We start from the raw sequence: 26,233 nt of genomic DNA, 5'->3' as shown, positions 1-26,233 counted from the left end.
TTACGGAGCGGTCAAGATGCGCATGCCCGCTGTGGACGAAAAAGACTTTCCGGAGCATGACAGCGCTTATGGACCAACCGACCACAGGGCGCGGCATGACGCGGCGCACAACACTTACTGAAGTCGCCCAGCAGGCCGGCGTCAGTGAAATCACCGTGTCCCGTGTGCTTCGCAACAGCGGCCCGATCGCGCCAGCCACGCGCGAACGCGTCATGGAAGCCGTTCGCGCCCTGGGCTATGTGCCGAACCGCGTCGCCGGCACGCTGGCCTCCTCCGGTTCCAATCTTGTCGGCATCGTTCTGCCGTCGCTGGCCAATATCGTTTTTCCGGAAGTGCTGCGCGGCGCGGCCGGCCCGTTGGCCAAGATGGGCTACCAGCCTGTCATTGCCGTGACGGAATACGACCCGGCACGCGAAGAAGCCCTGATCGAATCCCTTCTGGCCTGGCGGCCTGCCGGCTTGATGGTGACCGGTCTGGAACATACGCCCCGCGCCGAGGCCATGCTGCGCAATGCCGGCATCCGCGTCGCCGAGCTAATGGATAGTGACGGCGCCGGCATCGACATCATTGTCGGCTTTTCAAATGTCGATGCAGGACGCATCGCCGCGCGTCATCTTCTCTCACGCGGCTATCGTCGTTTCGGCTATGTCGGCCATGGCGGCGGCGCCACGATCGGCAAAGACCTTCGCGCTGAAAAGCGCTGGTCCGGCTTTGCAATGACGCTGAAGGAAGCTGGCTACGCCGTTTCGGACAAGGAAATTGTCGACGCGCCGTCTTCGGTCGCCGCCGGCCGTTATGGCCTGGCCGAACTTCTGGCGCGCTCCCCTGGCCTCGATGCCGTCTATCTCTCGAATGATGACATGGCATTGGGCGGGTATTTTCACTGCCTGTCACAGGGAATTTCCATTCCCGGCCAACTGGCTTTGTTCGGTCATAATGCGCTGGACGTCGGGCAAGTCGCCCCGCAGCCCCTTTCCACCGTCCGCACGCCTCGTCTGAAGATCGGTGAAATCGGCGCCAAACTCGTCTGCGGCGATGCACCGCCGCAGACGGTCGATGTCGGTATTGAGCTGATCGAGGGTGCGACCGCATGATCTTTCACCGCCATGATCGGAGCCTCGCATGACCGAATCCAAGCTGCGCGAGCAAATCTGCGTCTTTGCGCGCTCTCTTTTCGAGCGCGGGTTGACGCCCGGCTCTTCCGGCAATATCAGCGCCCGGCTGCCGGAAGGCGGCTGGCTGATGACACCGACCGATGCCTCGATGGGTTTTCTCGATCCCGCGCGCATCTCCAAGCTTGACGCCAATGCCGACTGGATTTCGGGTGACAAGCCGACCAAGGAAATTCCTTTGCATACGGCTCTGTACGATACGCGCCACGGCGCCGGGGCGGTGGTGCATCTCCATTCCACCCATTCGGTCGCGGTCTCCATGCTGCCCGAAATCGATCCCAGGGCGGTGCTGCCGCCGCTGACGCCCTATTACCTCATGCGGGTCGGGCAGACCGCCCTGGTGCCTTATCACCGGCCGGGCGATCCGCAGGTCGCCGGCGCCATTCGTGGCCTCGCCGGAAAATACAGCGCGGTGCTGCTCGCCAATCACGGCCCGGTCGTCGCCGGCAAAAGCCTGGAAGCCGCCGTCTATGCGATGGAGGAATTGGAGGAGACCGCCAAACTTTACCTGATGCTGCGCGGTCTTAACCCGCGTGCCTTATCACCCGCGCAAATCCAGGATCTGGCGCAGACGTTCAAGCTCGATCTGCATCCGGATGACGACCATGACGCGACACACGACCACGCGCACTGACCAAGCTTAGAGGGAGATGAGCGGCAGCCGCGTGCCGCTCATCCCTGGCGGCTAGATAAGGTCGTAGCGGTCGGCGTTCATGACCTTGTTCCAGGCGGCCACGAAGTCTGTCGTGAACTTCTGTTCCGCGCCCGCGCAGGCATAAACTTCGGCCAAGGCCCGCAACTGGGAATGCGAGCCGAAGATCAGGTCAACCCGCGAGGCTGTCCATTTCACGGCCTTGGTCTTGCGGTCCCGGCCCTCATAGGCGTTCTCGGATGCCGTCGGCTGCCATTCCGTGCCCATGTCGAGCAGATTGACGAAGAAGTCCGTGGTGAGCGTCCCTGGCCGATGCGTGAAGACGCCATGCTTGGACGCTTGAGAATTGGCGCCCAGAACCCGCAGGCCGCCGATCAGGGCCGTCGTCTCAGGCCCTGACAGCCGCAGCAGCTCTGCCCGGTCTACCAGCGCCTCTTCGGGCGCCATGAACTGCACGCCTTCATAGTGATTGCGGAAACCATCGGCCGTGGGCTCCAGCGGCGCGAAGGAATGGGCGTCGGTCTGCTCCTGCGTTGCATCCATCCGGCCCGGGGTGACAGGCACTTTGACAGCGACCCCGGCATCCTTGGCGGCCTTTTCGATGGCAGCGGCACCGCCGATAACGATCAGATCGGCGATCGAGACTTTTTTGCCGCCGGTTGCCGCAGCACTGAAGCTTGCCTGAACAGATTCCAGCTGCCGCAGCACTTTCGCGAGTTCAGGCGGATTATTGACCGGCCAATCCTTCTGCGGCGCCAGCCGGATGCGCGCGCCATTCGCCCCGCCCCGCTTATCCGAGAAGCGGAACGTCGAAGCGGAAGCCCAGGCCGTCGAGACAAGCTGCTGCACCGACAGGCCGGACGCCAGGATCTGCGCCTTGAGCTGCTCAATCTCCTGCGCATCGATAACAGGATGATCCAGAGCCGGAATCGGATCCTGCCAGATCAAAATCTCTTTCGGCACCAGCGGCCCAAGATAGCGCTGGATGGGCCCCATATCGCGATGCGTCAGCTTGAACCAGGCGCGGGCGAAGGCATCCGCGAACTGATCGGGATTTTCATAAAACCGCCGGGAGATCGGGCCATAGACCGGATCCTGACGCAAAGCGAGGTCGGAGGTCAGCATGGTCGGAACGCGCTTCTTGGCCGGATCGAACGGGTCCGGAATATCGGCTGGTGCATTCTGTGCCTGCCACTGCCAGGCGCCGGCCGGGCTTTTCACCAATTCCCATTCGAACTTGAACAGATTGTCGAAGAAGTGGTTGCTCCATTTGGTCGGCGTCTGCGACCAGATGACCTCAAGGCCGGAGGTAATGGCATCCGCGCCAAGGCCGGTGCCGAATTTGCTGCGCCAGCCCAGGCCCTGATCCTCGATGACCGCGCCTTCCGGTTCCGCCGATACCAGGGACGGATCGCCGGCCCCATGCGTCTTCCCGAAGGTGTGGCCACCAGCGATAAGGGCGACCGTCTCCTCATCATTCATCGCCATGCGTGCGAAAGTCTCACGAATATCGCGGGCGGAAGCGAGCGGGTCCGGCTTGCTGTTCGGCCCTTCAGGGTTCACGTAGATCAGCCCCATCTGCACGGCGCCAAGCGGGTTGGCGAGCTGACGCTCGCCGCTATAGCGCTCATCGCCCAGCCAGGTTCCCTCCGGCCCCCAATAGAGCTCTTCCGGCTCCCAGGTATCCGCGCGGCCGCCGGCGAAGCCGAACGTTTTGAACCCCATGGATTCGAGCGCGACATTGCCAGTGAGAACGTAAAGATCCGCCCAGGACAGCGTGTCGCCGTATTTCTGCTTGATCGGCCATAGCAGCCGCCGCGCCTTGTCGAGGCTTGCATTATCCGGCCAGCTATTGAGCGGCGCGAAGCGCTGCTGGCCGCCGCCGGCGCCGCCGCGCCCGTCGATGGTGCGATAGGTGCCCGCACTATGCCAGGCCATGCGGATGAACAGCCCACCGTAATGGCCGAAATCCGCCGGCCACCAGTCCTGGGAATCCGTCATCAAAGCGTGCAGATCCTGGATCACGGCATTGAGATCCAGGGTCTTGAAGGCTTCCGCGTAATCGAAAGCCGGGCCCATCGGGTTCGCCCGTGGCGAGTGCTGACTTAGCGTATGCAGGCTGAGCTGATTGGGCCACCAGTCCCGATTGCCCCTGCGCCCGCCCTTGCGTGCCGTTTGGCCCCCGCCATGGGCGACCGGGCATTGGCTCGGCGTATTGTCGTTGCTCATCTCATCCATGTCGTCTCTCCTGTCACGTGGCTTTTCTGCGCAGACGGCGGCCAATTATTATCGTGAACGATGCGGGACTTCGGCTTGATAGGCTCCACACCCGGCAGTCTAACCGGTCAGCCGGCCACTGCAAATAGAAGCCTCGGACGGCCCACCGCGCGATTTAGGCGTTCTCGCGCCTTTGGCTGCGGATCGCGCGATAGACCGTATTGCGTGACACGCCGAGACGCCGTGCCGCGGCACTGAGATTGCCGCCAAGCTCACGATGTACCGCCGTGATGCGGGCCACCGTCTGGCCCCGCAGGCCCGCACACGGCGTTTCCGGCGTTTTGAACAAGGCTTCGACCGAAGCACAATCAATCCGGCATTGTGGATTTATCAATGTCAGCCTGGTCAATACGTTGCGAAGTTCACGGATATTGCCCGGCCAGGCATGACGCGCCAGCAGCGCCAACACCTGTGCGTCGATATCCGTATTCATCCCAAGCGACGCCAGACTATGCTTGGCAATCTCTGCGAAATCCGTTCTCGCGCGCAGCGGCGGCAAGATGGCCTCGACCGCGTCGAGCCGGTAATAGAGATCGGCGCGAAAGCGTCCCTTTTCCACCTGGTCCGCCAGATCCACATGGGTGGCCGCGACCAGCAGGACATCCACTTTACGAGCGGCCCCGCCGCCGACGGGCCGTATCGTCCAATCATCCAGCAGGCGCAGCAGCACGGCCTGCAAAGTCATTGGCATGTCACCGATCTCGTCGAGAAACACCGTGCCGCCATGGGCCTGCGCCACAAGGCCCGCAGCGCCACCGCGCCGGGCACCGGTAAAGGCGCCGTCCGCATGACCGAACAGCTCCGCCTCGATCAGATTTTCCGGCAATGCCGCGCAATTGATCGGGATGAAAGCCCCCTTCCGCCCGCTGGCTTCATGCGCGTGGCGCGCAAGCTGCTCCTTCCCCGTTCCGGTCTCGCCTCGGATCAGGATCGGCAGGGACCGCTGCGCCGCCGCCTCCACCTGGCGCATGGCGGTGACGACGGCAGGGTCCAGCGCAACGAAACCCTGTGCCGCCGGTACCCGTTTGGCGGCGACTGTCGCCGGTGGTGGCGGCCAATGTTCCACATGTGCGGCAAAAACACTGCCGACGCCGTCCTGCAGGCGGGTCTGCGGCGCGTGCCGCCCGGCATCCAGGAAGGCACCGAACGTGCCACGAAACAGCGTCTCAAACCGCATGCCGGCCTCTGTCGGCAAACCTTGTAGAAACAGCTTGGCGCGAGGATTGGCACCCATAAGGACACCCGAGGAATCAAAGGCCATCAGGCCGGCGCTGAGGGTATGGAGGAATTCCGCGCGACTGTGAAAAGCCATGACAATGGCATTGCGATACAGATCACGAAACAACCCGTTCTCGATCTGGGTTGCGGCCATGCCGACCAGGGCGCGCGTATGCTGTTGTCGCGACCGGCAATCGGAGGAGGCATCCAGCACGCCGGCCAGAACGCCGCTGGGGCCGTAAACCGGTGCCGCCGTACAGGTCAATTGATCGTAGCGATTGAAGAAATGCTCGCCGCCGTGGATCGTCATGCCGCGTCCGGTCGCCGCAACGCTGCCGAGTGCATTGGTACCGCAACCCTGTTCGGACCAGAAGCACCCGGGTTGAATACGCGTCACATGGGCAGTGGCATTGAAACTGCTGTCGGCAATAGTATCCAGCAGCAGCCCATCCGCACGCGCGAAAGCAATCATGAAGTTGCTGCCCGCGATCTGGTGATACAGGTTTTCCATTTCCGCCAATACCAGGGGACGCATGGCGCCAGCCGCCTCTCGCGCAAGACGCAAAGCCGCAGGTGCAGCATGTTTCAGCGCTGGCGGCTTTTCAGGGTCGAGCCCATAGGCGAGACAGCGCGACCAGCTCGCGGAAATATCCGGCGCGAGCAGATCCGTGGGTATCGCGTGGCGGCGTTCCAATACAGCGCGCGCGCGGACCAGACGATCTTCTGCTGAAATCAGCATGTCTTTCCTGACAGCCCACTTAGCGTGGCTTTGACGCGAGACTATCAAAGCCTTGCAGCACAGAGCAACTGTTCCGAAACGGAACAGGTGCCTTGCCCAACCTGTTCTGAGTGGAACAGCGCCGCATGATCGCGAAGCCCGCAAGTCATTGTTTTCATGTGGCACATACCAATGGCACGGCTGATGCACAGAAATTGCCTCTAAGGCCCATGCAACGACATGGGCCGGAGGGAGAGAATCATGAAGGCCGCTGTGTTGCATCGCTATGATGAGACGCTCTCATCAGACACATTTGTGCATTACGAGGATGTTCCGGATCCGAGGATCGAAAAGCCGACCGATGTCATCCTGCGCGTCGGTGGCGCCGGGGTCTGCCGCACGGACCTGCATATCGTCGAAGGTATCTGGCGCAGCAAGGTCGATGTGCAGCTACCCTATATCATGGGGCATGAAAATGCCGGCTGGGTTGAGGAAGTGGGCCCTGCCGTCGAGGGTTTCGCTGTCGGCGACGCCGTGATCTGTCATCCGCTGGTGACAAGCGGCCATTGCCTTGCCTGCCGCCGTGGCGACGATATGCACGCGACGGACAGCCAATTTCCCGGCGTCAACGCCAATGGCGGCTATGCCGATTATCTGCGCACCGGCCAGCGCTCGCTCATCAAGCTCCCCGCCGGCCTGGCACCGAAAGATGTCGCGCCCTATACGGATGCGGGGCTGACGGCCTATCGCGCCGCTAAAAAGGCCTCACGCCATCTCCTGCCAGGACAATTCGTCACCGTCATCGGCGCGGGTGGCCTCGGCCATATCGGCATTCAGGTATTGGCGGCGCTGTGTGCGGCCGAGATCATTGCGGTTGACCGATCCGACACCGGACTGGCGCTGGCCAAGGAATGCGGCGCGCATCATCAAATTCGCGCGGATGGGGAGGAGGTCGAGAACGTCATGGCACTGACGGGCGGCCGTGGCGCCGAGGCCGTCATCGATTTCGTGGGGGAAGGCGAGGCCGTCGCCAAGGGCCTGGCCATGACGGCCAATGCCGGATTCTATTACATCGTCGGCTATGGCGGGCGTATCGAAATGCCCACGCTCGACATGATCACCTCGGAAAAGACGATCGTCGGCAATCTCGTCGGCACCTATCCGGAACTCGTGGAATTGATGGCGCTCGCCGATCGCGGGCTGGTTCATCTCGCGACGCGTGAATACCGGCTCAAGGATGCCAATCAGGCGCTGCATGACCTGCATCACGGCCGCATTCGCGGCCGCGCGGTTCTCATCCCATGATGGCGACGAAAGACCCCAGCATGACAGAGGAAGACGCTTCCAAGGACGCGTTCTTTAAGCGCCTTGGCCTGTTGGCGCAGGAGATGATCGACGCGCATGGCAAGGATTTTACGATGGGCACTTTGATCCTGGCGGCGCGCTTCATCGCCGACGACAAGCCTATCGGGCGGCCGGGCAGTGCAGAGCCGAATGCGTGAATGTCTCAATTTGCTACAGTAATACGATAATGCGTTTCATTATAGGACATGATGCAATGCAGTATTTGTCTTCTTTTTCAGAATATTGATGGAATTTTTATCTGGAACACTAAATCTTTCTCTGGCATAACACTTGCTATCTAAATTACGCCGGCGCCGATTACACCCGCAGTCTTCATAGCGCAGACTCAGATGAATCGCGCCGCCGCAAAACGGATCAGAAGATCACATAAGATCTCAGGAGATGTTCAAATGCCTGACAGCCTGTCCTTAACCAAAATTACGGCCCAAAAGGGAATCAGCATCGGCGAGGCTGCGAAGCGCGTCGCCGATCTGGGCTGGACGCCAAGCTATGTCCAGGAAGCCATGACCTTTCCAACAGACTACAAGATCAAGAAAGCGCCGCGCGACCCGATGAAGCAGGTGCTGCGCTCCTATTTTCCCATGCAGGAAGAGAAGGACAATCGCGTCTATGGCGCCTTGGATGCGGCGCTGCGCGGAGACATGTTCCGCAATGTCGAGCCGCGCTGGGTCGAATGGATGAAGTTATTCCTGGCGATCATCCCCTTCCCCGAAATTTCGGCGGCGCGCTCCATGGCCATGGTCGCGCGGCTGGCGCCGGGTGAGGAATTGCGCACGGGCTTCACCATGCAGATGGTCGATGAATTCCGGCATTCCACCATCCAGATGAATCTCAAGAAGTGGTATATGGAAAATTATATCGACCCGGCCGGGTTCGATATAACCGAAGCCGCTTTCGGGCGTTGCTATGCAACCACAATCGGCCGTCAATTCGCGGAAGGTTTCGTGACCGGCGATGCCGTCACCTCGGCCAATATCTATCTGACGGTTGTGGCTGAAACCGCCTTTACCAACACGCTTTTCGTCGCCATGCCGTCAGAAGCCGCCCGCAACGGCGACTATGCGCTGCCGACCGTTTTTCTATCGGTGCAGTCCGACGAAAGCCGGCATATCGGCAATGGCCATTCCATGCTGATGTCGATCATCAACGACCCCGACAACCATCAGTTGATCGAACGTGATTTACGTTATGCTTTCTGGCAGAATCACGCCATCGTCGATGCCGCCATCGGCACATTCATAGAATATGGCACCACGGATCGCGACAAGAACAAGGAAAGCTATACCGAGCTTTGGCATCGCTGGATCTACGAGGATTACTATCGCACCTATATGCTGCCGCTGGAGAAATACGGCATCAAGATCCACCATGATGACGTGAATGCGGCCTGGGAACGCATGGTCAAGAACCATTACCACCATAAGGTGGCGCAGTTCTTCTCGGTCGGCTGGCCGCTCAATTTCTGGCGCATCGAAGCGCAGACCGACCGCGACTTCGAATGGTTCGAGCATAAATACCCAGGCTGGTACGCCGAATTCGGCGATTACTGGAAATGGTATGGCAAGCTGAGCAAGCCCGGCGAAACGGTCATGACCTTCAACACCGATACGGGCTATGTCTATCCGCATCGCTGCTGGAGCTGCATGGTCCCTTGCCTGATCCGTGACGAAATTATCTGTGACGAAGTCGACGGCAAGATCCACACCTATTGTTCCAAGCTCTGCCACTGGACGCATAAGACAGCCTTCGCCCCCACCTATGAAGGGCGCCCGACACCCGCCATGGGCCGTTTCAGCGGCCGGCGCGAGTGGGAGGAATGCTACCATGGCTGGGATCTGGCGGATGCCATCCAGGATCTGGGCTTTGTCCGTGGTGACGGCAAGACCTTGGTACCGCAGCCGCATCTGCGCTTCGATGACCGGGACATGTGGACGCTGGATCATGTCCGCGGCCATACGCTCGGCAGCCCGCTGCTGACGATCCGCGGCATGACGCCCGAGGCGCGAGAGGCGCATCTGGCCGATTACCGCAAGGGCTTCAAGATCAATCCGATCCACTGATTGGGTGAGGCTGAGACGGGGTATGGCATCGGCCACCCCGTCTCACCGCATCCCGAAAAGGGCTGACATGAACGATATCATCAGCAAGACCGAGTCCGAGGTCATCACGCACACCGTTCGTTTCGAGCCGATGGGCATCGAAATGGCCGTGGATGAGGGTGAAACCGTCTTAGATGCCGCCTTTCGCCAGGGCATTTCCGTCATGCATGGCTGCAAGGAGGGGCAATGCGCCAGCTGCAAATCAAAGCTTCTGGACGGCGATATTGAACTTCTGAAGTATTCGACCTTCGCTCTTCCGGAATCGGAACGCGACACCGACCATATCCTGCTCTGCCGCACGCTCGCCTATAGCGACATTACGGTCGAACTGCTCAATTATGACGAGGATCTGCTCAGCCGCTCCATCGCGGTGAAGGAGATTTCAGCCAAGGTTGTGTCCGTCACCCCGCTGACGCGGGATATCCGTCTGCTGACAGTGCAGTTGCAGGCACCCTTGCGGTTCTGGGCCGGGCAATATGTCGATATCACCATTCCCGGCAGCGGCATCACCCGCGCCTTCTCGATGGCGAATGCGCCCGGTCCGGTATCGGCCGGCGGCGTGCGCGATCTGCAATTCATCATCAAGCTTTACCCGAATGGCGCGTTTTCCTCGCGTCTGGATGACGGATTGCATGAAGGCGATGCGCTGACAATCAAAGGCCCTTACGGCACCTGCTTTCACCGGGAAGGCCGATCAGGGCCGCTCGTGCTCATTGGCGGCGGGTCTGGCATGTCGCCGCTCTGGTCGATCCTGCAGGATCATATCGCGCAGGGTGATGATCGGCCGGTGCGTTTCTTCTATGGTGCGCGCACCAAGGCCGACCTGTTTCATGTCGCCGAATTCGGCCGCATTGCGTCACAGCTTGCGGACTTCCAGTTCATACCGGCCTTGTCCCACGCCGAGCCGGGTGATGAGTGGAGTGGCGAAACCGGCTTCATTCATGACGTGGTCGCGCGCGTTCTGCGCGCGCAAGGATTGGACGGCGAGATCGACGCCTATTCCTGTGGACCGCCGCCGATGATCGACGCGGTTCTGCCGGTTCTGCAAATGGCCGGGGTCGAACCCGAGCGGATCTATTTCGACAAGTTCACCACCGCAACACGCTGACGATCCCAAAATAAAATAAAAATAGAGGGAAGAACAAAGCCATGAGTGCAGCAGTGCAACCGCCGGTCAGCCCGGCGAAATCGGGTGCAGCCGGGGCCGCGACCTTTTCCGGGTCCGACAGCCGGAAATACAATTACTTCGATCCGAAGGGCCGGCGCGCGACGCATTACGAGGATATGACTGTCGATGTGCAGCCGGACCCCAAACGCTACCTGCTCCAGGATTGGATCATCTCTTTTGCCGACGGCACGCCCACCTATTCGGAGAACTGGACGGAGGCCAAATCGTCAGACTGGCATGCCTATCGCAGCATCGACCAGGAATGGGAACGCACGCATTATCAGCGGCAATCCACCATCTGCGGCATGATCCAGAATGTTGTCGAAAACGGGCGGCGCGCCGGCGCGCCGAAGCGCTTCGACCCCGCCTGGGTCAAAATTCTGCAAGATCACTTCGGCGCCTATAAGCATGCCGAATTCGGCCTTGGCACCGCGACGATGCAGGCGCAGCGCTACGGCTATACGCAGATGATCAATAACGCGATCCTCACCAATTCCTCCTATAAAATTCGCTTCTCGCAGGATCTGACGTTGTATCTGTCTGAAATCGGCATGGATATCGACGGCTTCAATACCGATGCCGGGAAGCAGCATTGGGTGGATGACCCGATCTGGCAGGAGACTCGTCGCGCGGTCGAGACGATCGGCGGCGCCACCGATTTCCTGGAACAGTATTTCGCCGTCAATCTGATTTTTGAACCGCTGGTGGGTGAATTGTTCCGCAGCGGCTTCGTCATGCAGGCGGCCGCTTCGCAGAACGACTTCATCACGCCTGCCGTGGTCTCTGCGGCCGAAGGCGATTACGAACGCAACCTTGCCAATGCGGTCGAACTGTTCCGCATGCTGATGCTGGATGAAGCGCATGGCGACCATAACCGGCGTCTGTTCGGCACCTGGCTGCACAAGCATGGCACGCTGGCTATCGCCGCCGCACAAGGCCTGCAGCCGATTTGGTCGCAGCCGCGCGTGAAGGTCGCTCAGTTTCCGGAAGCCTTGGAACTGGCCAAAAACCGCCTGCGCGCCATCGGGGCCGAAACCAATATCGATGTGCGGTCGATCGTCGACGTCTGATCTCCTGGCTTGAAACCGAAGGAATAACCGATGTCCCATACAGACAATATCTTCAAGTCCATGAAGGACATGCAGTTCGAAGCGACCATTTCCGATCAATGCGGCGTCACCATGAATGACAGCGTGGAATCGCGGGTCATCGCCGAGGTCATGGGCGAGAAGCCGGGCATTACCGTCACCTATATGCCGGCAATGATTCGGATCGACGGCGAAGGCCGCATGGAATTCAAGATGGATGAGATCACCGAGCGGCTGGGCCGCGACATGACTCCGCATCTTTTTGAAATCTGCACCTCTACCCATTACGGCCGGATGGTCATGGTGGACGATAATACCGTGGTGCTATTCGGCAATATGGACGATGTCGCCGAATTCATCTGAGACCTAAAGGCCAAAACAAACGGCCAGGATTGGGGAAGAACGATGTATAAGACAAAAGACGGCGAAGATATTTTCATCATCGACGGGCATGTCCATCTTTGGGATGCGAGCCCGGCCAATCAGCGCAATATTCACGGCGCCGAGTTCATCAACTGCTTTTACGGCTATCACACCGCGTTGAGCCCCAAGACCGAAGTCTGGTCACGAGAGAAGTTCGAGAAATACGGCGCCGAGACGATGTATGACGATCTCTTCGTCAAAGGCTATGACGATATGGCCATCTTCCAGCCGACCTATTTGAAGGAATTCTACACCAACGGCTTTAATACACTGGAGCAGAATGCCAGCCTCGGCACGCGCTATCCTGACCGTTTTGTCATCAACGGTGCTTTCGACCCGCGTCACGGCGAAGCCGGCCTGGAGCAGTTGCACGCGGATGTCGAACAATACGGCCTCAAGGGCGTGAAGCTTTATACCGCCGAGTGGATCGGCGACAGCAAGGGCTACAAACTGTCGGATGACCATGCCAAGCGCTATCTGGAACGGGCTGAAAAACTCGGCATCAAGAATATCCATGTCCATAAGGGACCAACCATCCTGCCGCTCAACCGGGACGCTTTTGACGTCGCGGATATCGACGATGCCGCGACCTGCTTCCCCAATCTGAACTTCATCGTCGAGCATTGCGGCCTGCCGCGACTGGATGATTTCTGCTGGATTGCGGTGCAGGAGCCCAATGTCTATGCGGGTCTCGCGGTCGCCCTGCCCTTCATCCACAGCCGTCCGGCCTATTTCGCTCATATCATCTCGGAACTGCTGTTCTGGCTCGGCGAGGATCGTATTCTTTTCGGCAGCGATTACGGCATCTGGACGCCGAAATGGCTGGTCGATTCCTTCATGGATTTCGAACTGCCCGATGACGTGCGCAAGGAAACGGGTGTCGATCTGTCGTTGACGGCGAAGAAGAAGATCCTCGGCCTCAATGCCGCGCGCATCTATAATATCGATATCGAAGCCAAGAAGGCTGCTTTGGGCTATCGCCAAAGTGTGGCCGCCGAATGAGCCGCGAGAGTGAGGTCTGGCGCCAGCTCGGGACGGTCAATGACCCCGAGCTGGACGAATCCGTGACGGAGCTGCGCTTCGTCACGGCAGTGTCGATCAATGCCACCGGCGCGGTGCATGTGACGTTCCGCCTGCCGACCTATTGGTGCGCGGCCAATTTTGCCTTTCTGATGGCCGAGGATATGCGGCTGGCGGTCGCTGCCCTGCCCTGGGTCACGGATGTTCAGGTCGTGCTGGGCGAGCATATGTATGCCGAGACCATCAATACCGGCATCGCCGCGAAGCGCTCCTTTCAGTCGTCTTTCGGCGAAGCTTCCGACGGCGATCTGGAAACGGTGCGCCGCACCTTCCTCGTCAAAGCCTTCCAGCGCCGACAGGTAACGCTGGTGGAGCGTCTTCTGGCGACTGGTCACACGGCGGAGGGCCTGGCCTTGCTCTCGATCGCCAGCCTGCAGAACCTTGGGCAGGACGATGCGCTGACAAGCCTCGTCGCCCGCTACCTGGACCGGCGCGCGATTGTGGGGCCGATGACCGCGACGGCGCCCGCCTTTGTCGACGACAAGGGCCAGGCTGTCCCGCCGGAGGCTTTCCGACCCCATATCCGCGCGCTCCGCCGCGTGGCGGTGAATGTGGAATTCAACGGCGCTTTGTGCCGGGGACTATTGGCCGCGCGCTTCAACGAAGCGGAAAGCGAGCCGGGTGAGCCTGGCCTGCTCCACTTCATCCACGCCTTGCCGGCCGACAAACGCAGCGGAGAGACGCCATGGCCAAAATGATGCTGCATGATGACGAAGCCCGCCAGGCGCTTGGGCGCGGTGTCGCCAAGCTGGCGCGGGCGGTGCGCGGCACGCTCGGCCCCAAGGGCATGAACGCCATCATAGACCGGCCGATCGGCACGCCCCTGGTCTCGCGCGACGGGGTCAGCATCGCCCAGGAGATCGAACTGCCCTGCCCTTTTGAGAATATGGGCGCGCAGGTGCTGCGCGAAGTCTCCAAACAGACCAATGACATCGCGGGAGACGGCACCACCACCGCCACCGTGCTGGCAGATGCGATGGTTCAGCAGGGTCTGGCCTTTCTGGCGGATGGCGCGAACCCCGTCGATCTCGTCGCCGGGCTGGAACTGGCCGTGGCCGAAGCGCTGACCGCCTTGCAGCGCAGCGCCCGGCCTTTGTCGGGGCCGGAGGAAACCCGCGCCGTCGCGACCATTGCGGCGAATGACGCCGATCTGGGCGCGATGGTGGCCGAGGCGATCGCGCGCGTCGGCGCCGACGGCATCGTGACCGTCGAATTCGGGACGACGGTGGAAACGCTGTTGGAGGTCGTGGACGGCATGTCCTTCGACCGGGGCTATCTGTCCCATCACATGGTCACCGATATCGAACGCATGCAGGTCGTGCTGGATGATCCGTTGATCCTGATGACCGATCTCAAACTGTCGGGCGCGGATGACGCCGCTGCCATCGAAGCGCTGCTGGAAGGCACGCGCCGGCCGTTGCTGATTTTGGCCGAGGAGGTGGCACCGAATTGCATCATGGCTTTGCTGAGCCGGCGGGAGCGCGGCCTGCCGCCGGTCGCGGCCATTCATCCGCCCGAATACGGCCATTGGCGCAAGGCGATGCTGGAGGATATCGCCATCGTCACCGGCGGCAGGGTCATCGCGCGGGAACTGGGCGGCACCCTGGCCGGGCTGACGCGGCGCGACCTGGGACAGGCCCGCCAGGTCCGCATTGCGGCCAACCAGACCATCATCACAGCCGGCGGCGGCGATCCCTCCACCGTTGCGGCAAGACGGACGCAGGTCATGCGCCAGTTGGATGCCGCGCCGCAGAATATCGAGCGTGATAAGCTTCTGGAGAGGCTTGCGAAACTGTCCGGAGGATCGGCCATCATCCTCGCTGGCGGGGCCACACCCGTCGAGCAGAAGCGCCGGGTGCAGATGATCGAGGATGCAATCAACGCAACCCGGGCGGCGGTACAGGATGGGGTCGTGGCGGGTGGCGGCACCGCCCTGGCGCAGATCGCGACCGATCTCACGCCCGTCCTGGATCGATTGCACGGCGGCAAACGTTTAGGCGCCAGCCTGCTGCAAGGCGCCCTGGCCCAGCCTCTATCCTCTATCGCCACCAATTGTGGGCTGAATGCCGGGGATATTCTGCCGCGCGTAGCCCAGGCGCCGCGTGGCTACGGCCTGGACGCGCGCAGTGGCGATATCCTGGCCCTGATGCCGGCCGGCATCATCGACCCGGTGAAGGTGAGCGCCACGGCTTTGCGCAACGCGGCCTCCGTCGCCGGGCTGATCCTGACCACCCAAACCCTTGTCGCGAGCATTCCTGATGGACATGACCCGACCGCAGGCCCCGCTTTGGGAGGCGGTGCGGAACGATTAGGCCGCGCCTGACACGTCAGGCTGGTAGTTCCCATCTCATCGGCGCTATCCTGTCGGCAAAAGAATGCGCCGCTCAGGCGTCGAACCGCCCGCGATGACAGCGGGCGCCAGGGAAGGAACAGCCATGCCAGGCCGACAGCCTGACCCGCAGGGCTTGCGACCGTTCAATATTCAGCACGACAGTGCCAGTCGGCAGACCATGTGCGCCTGGGAAAGGTTTCTGACGGACGACCCGCAGGGCACCGGCGCCGTGGGCAGTTTCGTCGTGTCGTCCTGGCTGCGCAGCCGGGAATTGGGCATCAATCCGCGCGGCAAGGCCGCCCCCTTGGCCGCGCTCGGCGATGCCATGACGCATCTGCGCGAACGCCATGGCGATCTTCTTGGTGCCGCGGCCGATGTCTTCGCGACATCGACCCAGCTTTTCAGCGGCTCTCGCTCGCTCATGCTGTTGACCAACCCGGACGGCATCGTGCTCGACGCCATCGGCGACAATCAGACGCTCGACGCCGGGCAGAGCATTCATCTCATGCAAGGCGGCGACTGGCGGGAGGATACGGTCGGCACCAATGGCATCGGCACGGCGCTGGCCACCCGGCGTCCGGCCCAGGTTCACGCGTCAGAGCATTTCTGCGAGGGCATCAAAGCCTGGACCTGCGCCGCCGCGCCGATTTTCGAACGCGGAACTGGCCGGGTTCTTGGCATCCTCGATATCTCCGGCCCAACCAATACCTATCAGCGCAACAATCTCAGCCTCGCCATATCGATCGCCCGCCAGATCGAAATGACCTTGAGCGAAAAAGCCAGCCGGGAGCGGCTGCAATTGCTGGAAATCTGCCTGCAACGGCTGTCGGCCCGTGACGTCGCGGGGCTGGTGGTCATCGATCGGGAGGGGCGGCTGGTGCATAACAGCGGTTGCCTGCCTGATCTGGTGCCTTTGGGCCAAAGGCTGCCGGGGTTTGACATGCAGGGAACCGCTGATGACTGGGTGGTTTCCCTGCCCGCGACACTCCGCACCGACCGGCTTGACGTCATTCGTCTGAACGGGCGTGCCATAGGCGCCATGCTGATCATCCCCGAAAAGCCGCTCAGGCGCGCCATTCCGGCCCAGACCGCCGAGACGGGTTTCGGTGCCATCATCGGTCAAAGCCCACAATTGGCCCAAGCGCTGACGCGCGTTCGTCAGTTGCGCGACAAGCGCGTCCCTGTGCTGATCGAGGGAGAGACGGGTGTCGGCAAGGAGCTTTTTGCGCGCGCGCTGCATGGCGAGATACAGGACAACCATCCTTTCGTCGTTTTCAATTGCGGCGCGGTGGTGAAAGACCTTCTGGCGAGCGAATTGTTCGGCTATGCGCGCGGCGCTTTCACCGGTGCGACCACGACGGGCGCCATCGGCCGGTTCGAGCAGGCGCATGGAGGCACGCTCTGTCTGGACGAGATCGGCGAAATGCCGCTCGATCTGCAATCCATTCTGCTGCGGGTTCTGGAGGACGGCGTCATCTATCGGCTTGGCAGCGGACAGCCGCATCGCGTCGATGTGCGTCTGGTCGCCATGACCAACCGTGCCTTGCTGGAAGAGGTCGCTGCCGGCCGCTTCCGTCGTGATCTCTATCACCGGCTGAGCGTGACACGTATTCAGCCGCCGGCTTTGCGAGATCGCGTTGGTGACGTTGATATGTTGATCGCCCATTTCAATCGGCATCTGGCGACGCGCCACGGCATCGCTGAGCGTCTATTCGGTGAACCAGTCCTTGCCCTGCTGCGCGACTATGACTGGCCCGGCAATGTGCGTGAGCTGCGCAATCTCGTCGAAAGCCTGCTGCTGATGTCGGACGACCCTGTCGTCACGAAAGACGAGGTCATGGCGCTACTGGAACACGCGGTAGCGCATGCGTCGAAACCGACACAGGGTCCATCGAGCGGCGCCAGCCTTGAGGAGGCGGAGCGCGCCGCTATCGTCCTGGCCACGCAGCACTGTCATGGCAATCTGGCAGAGGCCGCGCGCGCGTTGCGTATTTCACGCAGCACGCTGTATCGCAAGATGGAGCGCTACAGACTGTCACCGCACGGTGCCGATTACTGAAAGCGGCCGCCTCTCTGAAGAACCTCGATCCTGTATCCATCCGGATCGGTCAGAAAGAAGAAGCGCGCGAGGGGCCTGCCTTCATGGTCCAGCGATTTGAGTGGCGTCGGCCCGAAGCTATTCGCCGATAAACGCCCATGAAGATGATCTATATCCTCGACCAGGATCGCCAGATGTCCATAACCGTCACCAATCACATAATTAGTCTCTCGTCCCTTATTGACCGTCAATTCCAGTTCAAATGCACTTTCACTATTTGCCAGATAAATTAGAGAAAAGTCTGCAAAATCGTACCGATCCTTGACCATCAGCCCGAAGGCCTCGGCATAAAATGCGAGCGACCGGGCTTCATCGCGAACGCGTATCATGCTGTGGATAAGTTTCATGACCCTGGCCTTCTTGCCGACGGAAGATAAAAGCAGATGAGGTGACTTTGTTTTATCCTAGCGTCTGTCGGAGCTAAATCGAACCATCCCAAAAAGCAGTCATGCCGCGGGCGGGGCCGCCCGGCGGTGACGACTATAGGATCGCTTCAATCTAAACCTGACAAACTCCAGCAGCCCGCCTAAGTTCACTTATAGCACGCTATGCCAAACTAGCTGCAAATGTGAAAAAAGTATCACTTCGCGCGCGATACAGACGATGTGCGCCCTGGCGCAGGTGGCTATACTGAGTCCCTCATAAGAAAAACCGGCGACCGTCAGGTAAAGCCGGCAGGGAAGAGGGTGCGATGATAATCCGCCTCGGCAGGACAAAAAGCCTCCGCGATCCGCGTCATAGAACGAGCGGAGTGTAACGCCTATGTCCCAGCCGGAACTTGAGATCATCATGGTTGACGAAGGTGAGCCCTTCAAGATTTGGGCGCACGGCTACCCGTTTCGTACCGTGCGCTGGCATTTCCATCCGGAATTCGAAATTCACCTGATTACGGCGACAAGCGGCCGGGTCTTTGTCGGCGATTATATCGGCAGTTTCCTTCCCGGCAATCTCATCATGACCGGACCTAACCTGCCCCATAACTGGCTAAGCGACGTGGCGCCTGATGTCACCATCCCGGAACGCTGCATCGTGCTGCAATTCGGCGCGGCTTTCATCCGGGCCTGCGCGGATATATTCCCGGGTCTTGACCTCAGCCGCCTGATTGAAGAATGCGGCCGAGGCCTGGAATTTTCGGGGGATGCAAGTGACCATGTCGGCCCCCTCCTGCAACGCATGCTCACAACAGATCGCCTGAGCCGGCCAGCTTTGTTTCTGCAAATTCTGGAAGGGCTGCTGCGGGACAAAGGCCGGCGCATGCTCGCAAGCGTCGGCTATCTTGTCCAACCCCACAGCTATATGACGCAGCCGCTGAATCCCGTTCTGGATCATATCGCCCGCAACCTGGACAGCGATCTGCATGAGACGGAACTCGCGGCATTGTCCGGCTATTCCCCGGGCGCTTTTTCGCGCGCGTTTCATCGTCAAACCGGCATGACTTTCACCGCCTATGTGAACGGGCTGCGCATCAATCGTGCCTGCATGTTTTTGACGACAACAAACAGGCTGGTAACCGACATTTGCTATGATGTCGGGTTCAACAATGTCTCCAATTTCAACAGGCGCTTTCAGACCGTCACCGGCATGACGCCGCGGGATTATCGGAATCGCCATCGAGAGAATGACCGGCTTCCGCATCAGAGAGACGAGGCGGACAAGCCTGGCCATTTGCGGGTCGTCCGGGGCAGTGACGCATAAACCTGGCGGCAACTGCCAATAATAAACAAGCTCAAAGGAAAAGAGCGCATGACCTATCTTAAGACCATGGCGATGGGCACAATTAGTATTGCTGCCCTTTTATTGACGCCACTGATGGGCGTTACGCACCCGGCGCGCGCGGCCGATGTCTCCGGCGCCAAAATCGCGTTTCTGATGCCGGATGAGGGATCCACCCGATACGAAGAGCACGACCGGCCCGGCTTCGTGATGCAAATCAAGAAACTCTGCCCGGACTGCCAGGTGCTGTATCAAAATGCCGACGGAGATGCATCCCGGCAGCAGCAGCAATTCAATTCTGTCATTTCCCAGGGTGCCAAGGCCATCGTGCTCGATCCGGTCGATTCCACCGCAGCAGCCGCGCTTGTGCATAGCGCGCAGAGCCAGGGCGTGAAGGTTATCGCCTATGACCGGCCGATCCCCTCCGCCAAGGCCGATTTCTACATCTCCTTTGATAACGAGGCCATCGGGCGGGTGATTGCCGCCTCCCTGGTGCAGCACCTGAAAGCCGAAAACGTGCCGGACAGCGAAGGCGTGCTTGAGGTCAATGGCTCGCCGACCGACGCCGCCGCCGGGCTGATCAAAAAAGGCATTCACGAAGGGCTGGCCACCGGGCCTTACAAGACCCTGGCTGAATATGACACGCCGGACTGGCTGCCGCCCAAGGCGCAGCAATGGGTTTCCGGTCAGATCCTGCGTTTCGGCAAAAAAATCGCAGGCCTAGCCGCCGCCAATGACGGCACCGGCGGGGCGGCCGTCGCAGCCTTCAAGGCGGCCGGCGTCGATCCGGTTCCGCCCGTGACCGGCAATGATGCAACCATCGCCGGTCTGCAGCTGATCATTGCCGGCGACCAGTATAATACGATTTCCAAGCCGAGCGAGATCGTCGGCGGCGCTGCGGCGGATGCCGCCATTGCACTGCTGAAAGGCGAAACGCCTAAGCAAAATACAACGCTTTTCGGGACACCGACCGAACTTTTCACGCCGACCCTGGTGACGGCGGACAACCTCAAGGCTGAGATCGTCGACAAGGATGTCAACGGCAAACCGATTGAATCCGCAGCCGTCCTTTGCACGGGCCGCTATGCGGATGGCTGCAAGAAACTTGGCATCACGCCCTGACTGGCACAGCAGGCCGGGGCAAAGCCCCGGCCTTTACGACGTAACACATGAGGATAACGTGACCGCACAAGGAACGCCCGTACTCAGTCTGCACGGCATTTCAAAACATTTCGGGGCAGTCTCGGCACTGACCGATATCGAGCTAGATGTGCATGCGGGTGAAGTGGTCGCACTCGTCGGCGACAATGGCGCAGGCAAGTCGACCCTTGTCAAAATCCTGGCGGGCGTGCATGCGCCGAGTGCGGGGCGTATCGCCTTCCAAGGCAGGGAGGTTACCTTGCCCGACCCGGCAGCGGCATTGTCGCTCGGCATAGCTACCGTCTTTCAAGACCTGGCACTCTGCGAAAATCTTGACGTGGTCGCCAATATATTCCTCGGGCGTGAATTGTCACCCTATGCGCTTGACGAGGTCGCCATGGAAATCAAGGCCTGGACCTTGTTACAGGAATTGTCGGCGCGCATCCCAAGCCTGCGGGAAACCGTCGCCTCGCTATCCGGCGGCCAGCGGCAGACGGTCGCAATCGCCCGGTCGCTGCTTCTGGAGCCCAAACTCATCCTGCTCGACGAGCCAACGGCCGCACTCGGTGTCGCGCAGACGGCAGAAGTTCTCGATCTTATCGAGCGCGTGCGGGATCGGGGGTTGGGCGTCCTCATGATCAGCCACAATATGGAGGATGTGCGGGCGGTTGCGGACCGTATCGTCGTGCTTCGGCTCGGCCGCAATAACGGCATCTTCTATCCCGATGCCTCGAACCATGAACTGGTCAGCGCCATTACGGGCGCCGGCGAAAACGCGGTCTCTCGTCGCGCGGCGCGGCGCAGCACACGCGATAGCAGCCTTGGGGAGACCGCGTGATGGGTGACGCCAAACTTGTCGACCGCGCCGATGAACGTTTGAAATCGGCGGCTGGCATCGGCGGCGCCATTCTCGCCTTCCTCGATCGTGTGCGGTCCGGCGACCTTGGATCCCTGCCCGTCATCATCGGACTCATCATTATCTGTTCCGTTTTTCAGAGTCTGAACACGGTCTTCCTCTCACCCAGCAATATCGTCAATCTGCTCTATGATTCATCGACAATCGGCGTCATTTCGCTCGGCATCGTCTGCATTTTGATGGTGGGGGAGATCGACCTCTCGGTCGGCTCGGTCAGCGGCTTCGCCTCGGCGCTGCTCGGCGTCTTATGGGTCAATACCGGCATTCCCGTTTTTCTCGCCATCATCGCTGCGATCCTGGCTGGTGCCGTCATCGGTCTGTTCTACGCTTTTCTTTTCAACCGCTTCGGCATGCCAAGCTTCGTCTCCACCCTCGCCGGCCTGCTTGCGGTTCTAGGTCTGCAACTCTACCTTCTTGGCGAAAGTGGGTCGATCAATCTTCCCTACGGGTCTCCGCTCGTAAACTTGGGTCAATCATTATTCGTGCCGCCCGCCCTCGCCTATCTGCTGGGCGCGCTGGCGGGGCTTGCCCTGTTCTGGCGCAGTTGGCGAACAGCCGCGCGCCGCAGAAATGCCAACCTCTCCGCCCAAAGCCTGCATATCCTCGTCGGCCGCGCCATCGTGATCACGGTCGTCCTGGAAGCCGCTGTTTTCTATCTCAATCGCGGCCGTGGCGTGCCTTTGATGCTGGTCGTGTTTCTGGCGCTGGTTGTGCTGCTGGATTATGCACTGACCCGCACCCAATGGGGCCGGGCCGTCAAAGCCGTCGGCGGCAACCGCGAAGCGGCGCGGCGCGCCGGCATCAATGTTCGCCGCATCTATACCAGCGCATTTGTTCTCTGCGCTGTTTTCGCCGCAATCGGCGGCGTCTTGTCTTCGGCTCGCCTGGCTTCGGCCAGCCAGCAGGCCGGGACAGGTGACGTCAATCTCGATGCCATCGCCGCTGCCGTCATCGGTGGCACCAGCCTGTTTGGCGGTCGCGGCAATGCCTATTCGGCGCTGCTCGGCATCATCGTCATTCAGGCGATTTCGAGCGGGCTGACCTTGCTCGATCTGTCATCGTCCCTTCGCTACATGATCACCGGCGCCGTTCTCGCCATTGCCGTGATCGTCGATAGCCTTGCTCGACGCTCCCGCGTTTCCCATGGCCGCGCCTGATACCGACCCGCGCAACATCATCCGAGGTTACAATGACCGACATTCTTACCGGCAAGGTCGCCGCTGTTACCGGGGCTGCTTCCGGCATCGGCCTGGACTGCGCGCGCGCCATGCTTGAAGCCGGCGCCCGCGTGGTCTTCGTCGATATGGCCGAAGAGCGCCTGCGCGACATAACGCACGGCCTCGGGCCAAACGCTTTCCCACTGGCCGTCAATCTCACGGACCCGGCAAGCGTCGCTACGATGATGCCGCAGATTCTGGCACAGTTCGGGCAGCTCGATATCTTTCACGCCAATGCGGGTTCCTATATCGGCGGTAAGATTGTGGAAGGCGATCCCGATGCCTGGGATCGGATGCTGGCTCTGAATGTCAATGCAGTGTTCCGAACCGTTCACGCCGTGCTTCCGCATATGATCGGCCGCCAGCAGGGCGATATCATCGTCACCAGTTCGGTTGCCGGCGTCATCCCCGTGGTCTGGGAGCCGATCTATACCGCATCCAAACACGCCGTACAGGCCTTCGTGCATACGGTGCGGCGGCAGGTTTCAAAACATGGTGTTCGTGTCGGCGCTGTGCTGCCCGGCCCCGTGGTGACGGCGCTGTTGAAGGACTGGCCTCAGGCCAAGATGGACGAGGCGCTGGCCGCCGGCAGCTTGATGGAGCCAAAGGAAGTCGCCGCCGGCATCCTCTTCATGCTCAGTAGACCACGCAACGTCACGATACGGGATCTGGTGATTCTGCCGACCAATCTTGACCTATAAACCTGCCCTGCGGCCAAATTCCTTATTCGGCGGCGCGTTGCCTCACATAGCGATTGACGTGAGGTTTCAAGCCGAGATTTTCGCGCAAGGTCTTGCCCTCATAGGCCTTGCGAAAACGACCCCGGCGCTGCAATTCCGGCGTGACAAACTGCACAAAATCCTCGCAGCCGCCGGGAAGCTGATTGGGCGTGATGTTGAAGCCATCGCAGCAATCGGCATCCATCCACTCTTCCATATAGTCGCAGATGTCGGAGGCGGTTCCGATGACAGGGCTGCCGCCCTCACCGGCCAGATAACGGCACAAGTCGCGGATGGTCCAGCCATTGTCGCGCACCAGTTTCATGAGCCGTTCCTGATGACTGCGCACCTGCGCCTCTGCCTGCGGCTCAGGCACTGGCCCGTCCAGGGGGAAGGCCGAAAGATCGCCGAGCGCATTATAGGCGCGCGCCATGGCGACCAGAGGATCCACCAGTTCCTGTAGCGCATCATGCTTGGCCTGGGCCTCGGCGCGCGTGGCCCCGACAATGGGGCAGAGTGCGGGCATAATCTTGAGATCGTCCCAATCACGGCCGTATTTGGCCAGCCTGCCCTTCACGTCATCATAATAGGCGCGCATCGCAGGAATATCGTCCTGGGAGGCATAGACCACATCGGCGGATTCGGCCGCAATCTCCCGCCCCGGTTCACTCGCCCCGGCCTGCACCAGAACCGGCCGGCCCTGCGGCATGCGGGCGACATTGAGCGGCCCCTTCACCTGGAAATGCTTGCCAAGATGATTGAGCAAATGCATCTTGCCCTCGTCGTAGAAGATGCTGCTGGCGCGATCATAGATGAAAGCACCCGGCTCCCAGGTATCCCACAGGCCCTTCACCACCTCGACAAATTCCTGGGCCCGCTCGTAGCGCGTGTCATAGTCCAGATGCTTGGCGCGGTTGAAATTCTGCGCTTCCGCATCCGACCAGGAGGTCACGATATTCCAGCCGGCACGGCCGCCGCTGATCAGGTCCAGCGTCGCGAATTTGCGCGCGACGTGATAGGGCTCGTTATAAGTCGTCGATGCGGTCGAAACCAATCCGATATGCTTGGTGACGGCGGCGAGCGCCGGCAGCAATGTCATGGGCTCCATCTCGACGATCTCGAAACCTGATCGCGCGAGAGAGCCTTTCGGTTCATCCTTCTCGCGGATGCCGATGCCATCGGCGAAAAAGATCATGTCGAACAGACCTTGCTCCGCCATCTGCGCATTACGCTTGTAATGCTCGAAGCTCAGCGTGCCATCGGCCGGTGTATCAGGATGCCGCCAGGCTGAGACATGATAGCCGAGCCCCCGCATCGACATGCCCAGTTTCATCATTCGTTTGGTCATGAAAGCTTCTTTCCGAGGAGGCGGCTCATTGAAGCACCACTAGGTGCCAAGTGCCGCGATGAGGTCCCGCTCCGATTGCCTTAGCCGTAGTTCCAACTGCGCGCGAGCGCCCGCAAAATCACGCTGACGCAGCATGGCCGCGAAAGCCGCATGATTGGCCTGGGCCGATGCGACATCCTTGGGCCGATAGGCATGGAACAGGAGAATCTGGCTTTCCCGCACGGCGGCACCATAGGCTGCCTTGATGCGTTTGGAGGCAAGAGCCGCAACAAGCTGTTTGTGGATGCGCATATCGGCGTCATTCATTGCCTCGCTGTCGGTCTGCGGCGACAGACCGGTGAGCGCATCGATCGCCGCAAGCACGGCATCCAAGGCGGCGGCCGGCGCGTCGCGCAGGGCATCAATAGCCGCCAATTCAATGAGCCTGCGGGTTGCGTAGATGTCGCTGACATCCTCGGCACTGAGTTTGGCGACCGCCACACCCTTAAACGACATGCGGGTCAGCACGCCTTCCGCGACCAGGAGGCTGATCGCCTCTCGCAGCGTGTGGCGGGACACGTCGAAGGCTACCGTGAAGTCCACTTCGTGAATGCGGGTTCCGGGCGGCAATGCGCCCTTGGCGATTTCCGCCCGCAATGCCGCCGCGATCCGCACCGCCGTCGTCTCGCGCTCCAAGGGGACTATGCCGGGTCCAGGCCGCAATTTGCCGAGACCGCTCATGCCAGGCGCCGCATGGCATCTACCGTCCAGACAGCCGGACTCACATAATCTGGCAATGACACGCAGCATCATCCATCAGTTGGATTGTTGAACAATGCAATAATTTATGGACCGGGTCAATGCTGGAATCGCACGCCGCCTGGCAGTTCAATCAGGCGGCATTGACCTTGCCGGTCAGGGACAGCGTTCGGCATTCGGGTATCGCCCCATAACCGTCACGGTCGAGATTACCGAAAGCTGCACGATGGGCGATCCCGAACGTGCGATCCGCATTCTGCAAATGCTGAAGTCCGCCGGCGTCACGTTAAGCGTCGACGATTTTGGAACCGGCTATTCCCCCCTCAGCTATCTGCATCGGTTTCCAATCGACAAGCTCAAGATCGACCGTTCATTCGTCACCGACCTCCGCTCCAACCTCGAAAGCCAGAAGATCGTGGCCGCTATCCTGGCCCCGGGGCAGAAGCCTTGGTATTCTGACAGTCGCCGAAGGCGTTGAAACAGTCAGCCAGCTCGATTTTCTAGAGCGCCTCGGGGGCGATTTTGCCCAGGGCTACCTATTCGCCAAACCTCTGCCGCCGGCCGATTTCGAGCGGCTCCTCCTGTGCGCGCGGCCCTTTCAGGTCGCCCGCCCGTCCGCTGAGATCGCGACCGACTGACCATGATGCGTGCGTCTAGGCCAAAAATATTAGGCCCAAAGTGCCAGATCGCGGGAGGCCAGTGACATTCACTAAGCCGCTGCTTTCCCAGAATATTAAAACCACGCCTAGCCA

General features: G+C 60.6%; 24 protein-coding genes. 19 read left to right on the top strand and 5 right to left on the bottom strand.

The genetic code is table 11. From position 1 onward, the window contains the following. Positions 1-68 precede the first annotated feature (68 nt). Positions 69-1,094 carry a LacI family DNA-binding transcriptional regulator gene (locus tag ASILVAE211_RS17050; RefSeq protein WP_227322551.1) on the top strand — a complete coding sequence of 342 codons (1,026 nt, stop codon included), beginning with the start codon at positions 69-71 and terminating at the stop codon, positions 1,092-1,094. Positions 1,095-1,122: 28 nt separating this feature from the next. After that, positions 1,123-1,806, top strand: coding sequence for a 3-oxo-tetronate 4-phosphate decarboxylase (gene otnC, locus ASILVAE211_RS17045; RefSeq protein WP_227322550.1), 684 nt, complete (start codon positions 1,123-1,125; stop codon positions 1,804-1,806). 51 nt (positions 1,807-1,857) lie between these two features. On the opposite strand, the gene katG is transcribed toward otnC, so the two are convergent. Both katG and ASILVAE211_RS17035 read right to left on the bottom strand, forming a co-directional pair. Continuing rightward, entirely contained in the window at positions 1,858-4,053 is a 2,196-nt protein-coding gene (katG, locus tag ASILVAE211_RS17040) for a catalase/peroxidase HPI (protein ID WP_406566077.1), read from the bottom strand. A gap of 163 nt (positions 4,054-4,216) precedes the next feature. Then, a complete protein-coding gene (locus tag ASILVAE211_RS17035) occupies positions 4,217-6,058 on the bottom strand; it encodes a sigma-54-dependent Fis family transcriptional regulator (RefSeq protein ID WP_227322548.1) in 1,842 nt (613 codons plus the stop codon). Between the two features lie 240 nt (positions 6,059-6,298). Between ASILVAE211_RS17035 and ASILVAE211_RS17030 the strand changes: the two genes are divergently transcribed. The 10 genes from ASILVAE211_RS17030 to ASILVAE211_RS16985 all read left to right on the top strand — a co-directional run bounded on the left by ASILVAE211_RS17030 (position 6,299) and on the right by ASILVAE211_RS16985 (position 17,651). Further along, on the top strand, positions 6,299-7,342 hold the full coding sequence (locus tag ASILVAE211_RS17030; RefSeq protein WP_227322547.1) for an NAD(P)-dependent alcohol dehydrogenase: 1,044 nt from the start codon (positions 6,299-6,301) through the stop codon (positions 7,340-7,342). 20 nt (positions 7,343-7,362) lie between these two features. Beyond that, positions 7,363-7,539 carry a hypothetical protein gene (locus tag ASILVAE211_RS17025; protein ID WP_227322546.1) on the top strand — a complete coding sequence of 59 codons (177 nt, stop codon included), beginning with the start codon at positions 7,363-7,365 and terminating at the stop codon, positions 7,537-7,539. 252 nt (positions 7,540-7,791) lie between these two features. Continuing rightward, the gene (locus ASILVAE211_RS17020) at positions 7,792-9,462 is read left to right on the top strand and encodes an aromatic/alkene/methane monooxygenase hydroxylase/oxygenase subunit alpha (protein ID WP_227322545.1); all 1,671 of its coding nucleotides are present in this window, start codon (positions 7,792-7,794) and stop codon (positions 9,460-9,462) included. Positions 9,463-9,529: 67 nt separating this feature from the next. Next, positions 9,530-10,609: an NADH:ubiquinone reductase (Na(+)-transporting) subunit F gene (locus ASILVAE211_RS17015; RefSeq protein ID WP_227322544.1), complete on the top strand. Its 1,080-nt coding sequence runs from the start codon at positions 9,530-9,532 to the stop codon at positions 10,607-10,609. 41 nt (positions 10,610-10,650) lie between these two features. Continuing rightward, positions 10,651-11,739, top strand: coding sequence for an aromatic/alkene monooxygenase hydroxylase subunit beta (locus ASILVAE211_RS17010; RefSeq protein ID WP_227322543.1), 1,089 nt, complete (start codon positions 10,651-10,653; stop codon positions 11,737-11,739). A gap of 30 nt (positions 11,740-11,769) precedes the next feature. Next, positions 11,770-12,120: an MmoB/DmpM family protein gene (locus ASILVAE211_RS17005; RefSeq protein ID WP_227322542.1), complete on the top strand. Its 351-nt coding sequence runs from the start codon at positions 11,770-11,772 to the stop codon at positions 12,118-12,120. Positions 12,121-12,162: 42 nt separating this feature from the next. Then, positions 12,163-13,182 (top strand): amidohydrolase family protein, encoded by a 1,020-nt coding sequence (locus tag ASILVAE211_RS17000; RefSeq protein ID WP_227322541.1) that lies wholly within the window; start codon positions 12,163-12,165, stop codon positions 13,180-13,182. Then, positions 13,179-13,958, top strand: a complete 780-nt coding sequence (locus ASILVAE211_RS16995) for a metal-sulfur cluster assembly factor (RefSeq protein ID WP_227322540.1) — start codon at positions 13,179-13,181, stop codon at positions 13,956-13,958. The genes ASILVAE211_RS17000 and ASILVAE211_RS16995 overlap by 4 nt, the downstream gene beginning before the upstream one ends. Further along, positions 13,946-15,583, top strand: coding sequence for a molecular chaperone GroEL (groEL, locus tag ASILVAE211_RS16990; protein WP_227322539.1), 1,638 nt, complete (start codon positions 13,946-13,948; stop codon positions 15,581-15,583). The genes ASILVAE211_RS16995 and groEL overlap by 13 nt, the downstream gene beginning before the upstream one ends. Positions 15,584-15,695: 112 nt before the next feature. Next, positions 15,696-17,651, top strand: a complete 1,956-nt coding sequence (locus ASILVAE211_RS16985) for a sigma-54-dependent Fis family transcriptional regulator (RefSeq protein ID WP_227322538.1) — start codon at positions 15,696-15,698, stop codon at positions 17,649-17,651. Here ASILVAE211_RS16985 and ASILVAE211_RS16980 read toward each other — a convergent pair. Continuing rightward, on the bottom strand, positions 17,645-18,037 hold the full coding sequence (locus tag ASILVAE211_RS16980; RefSeq protein WP_227322537.1) for a VOC family protein: 393 nt from the start codon (positions 18,035-18,037) through the stop codon (positions 17,645-17,647). The genes ASILVAE211_RS16985 and ASILVAE211_RS16980 overlap by 7 nt on opposite strands. A gap of 415 nt (positions 18,038-18,452) precedes the next feature. Here ASILVAE211_RS16980 and ASILVAE211_RS16975 point away from each other — a divergent pair, with 415 nt between their 5' ends. The 5 genes from ASILVAE211_RS16975 to ASILVAE211_RS16955 are packed head-to-tail and all read left to right on the top strand — an operon-like array spanning position 18,453 to position 23,377. Beyond that, complete coding sequence (locus tag ASILVAE211_RS16975) at positions 18,453-19,385, top strand: AraC family transcriptional regulator (protein ID WP_227322536.1); 933 nt, start codon at positions 18,453-18,455, stop codon at positions 19,383-19,385. 48 nt (positions 19,386-19,433) lie between these two features. Then, positions 19,434-20,525, top strand: a complete 1,092-nt coding sequence (locus ASILVAE211_RS16970; protein WP_227322535.1) for an ABC transporter substrate-binding protein — start codon at positions 19,434-19,436, stop codon at positions 20,523-20,525. Positions 20,526-20,583: 58 nt separating this feature from the next. Next, complete coding sequence (locus ASILVAE211_RS16965; RefSeq protein WP_227322534.1) at positions 20,584-21,381, top strand: ATP-binding cassette domain-containing protein; 798 nt, start codon at positions 20,584-20,586, stop codon at positions 21,379-21,381. Next, positions 21,381-22,616 (top strand): sugar ABC transporter permease, encoded by a 1,236-nt coding sequence (locus ASILVAE211_RS16960; protein ID WP_227322533.1) that lies wholly within the window; start codon positions 21,381-21,383, stop codon positions 22,614-22,616. The genes ASILVAE211_RS16965 and ASILVAE211_RS16960 overlap by 1 nt, the downstream gene beginning before the upstream one ends. 32 nt (positions 22,617-22,648) lie before the next feature. Then, positions 22,649-23,377, top strand: a complete 729-nt coding sequence (locus ASILVAE211_RS16955) for an SDR family oxidoreductase (RefSeq protein WP_227322532.1) — start codon at positions 22,649-22,651, stop codon at positions 23,375-23,377. A gap of 22 nt (positions 23,378-23,399) precedes the next feature. Here ASILVAE211_RS16955 and ASILVAE211_RS16950 read toward each other — a convergent pair whose 3' ends face one another. Beyond that, complete coding sequence (locus ASILVAE211_RS16950) at positions 23,400-24,743, bottom strand: LLM class flavin-dependent oxidoreductase (RefSeq protein WP_227322531.1); 1,344 nt, start codon at positions 24,741-24,743, stop codon at positions 23,400-23,402. A 39-nt stretch (positions 24,744-24,782) separates the two neighbouring features. Then, positions 24,783-25,463, bottom strand: coding sequence for a GntR family transcriptional regulator (locus ASILVAE211_RS16945; RefSeq protein ID WP_227322530.1), 681 nt, complete (start codon positions 25,461-25,463; stop codon positions 24,783-24,785). 106 nt (positions 25,464-25,569) lie between these two features. Between ASILVAE211_RS16945 and ASILVAE211_RS16940 the strand changes: the two genes are divergently transcribed. Together ASILVAE211_RS16940 and ASILVAE211_RS26485 are read left to right on the top strand one after the other, a co-directional pair. Then, positions 25,570-25,959: an EAL domain-containing protein gene (locus ASILVAE211_RS16940; protein ID WP_264478929.1), complete on the top strand. Its 390-nt coding sequence runs from the start codon at positions 25,570-25,572 to the stop codon at positions 25,957-25,959. Continuing rightward, positions 25,934-26,119, top strand: a complete 186-nt coding sequence (locus ASILVAE211_RS26485; RefSeq protein ID WP_406566076.1) for an EAL domain-containing protein — start codon at positions 25,934-25,936, stop codon at positions 26,117-26,119. The genes ASILVAE211_RS16940 and ASILVAE211_RS26485 overlap by 26 nt, the downstream gene beginning before the upstream one ends. The last annotated feature ends 114 nt before the right edge of the window (positions 26,120-26,233 follow it).

This window comes from Acidisoma silvae (assembly GCF_020618775.1).
Classification (GTDB): domain Bacteria; phylum Pseudomonadota; class Alphaproteobacteria; order Acetobacterales; family Acetobacteraceae; genus Acidisoma; species Acidisoma silvae.
The sequence above is the reverse complement of the archived record's forward strand: the minus strand, read 5'-3'. Positions and strand labels throughout refer to the sequence as shown.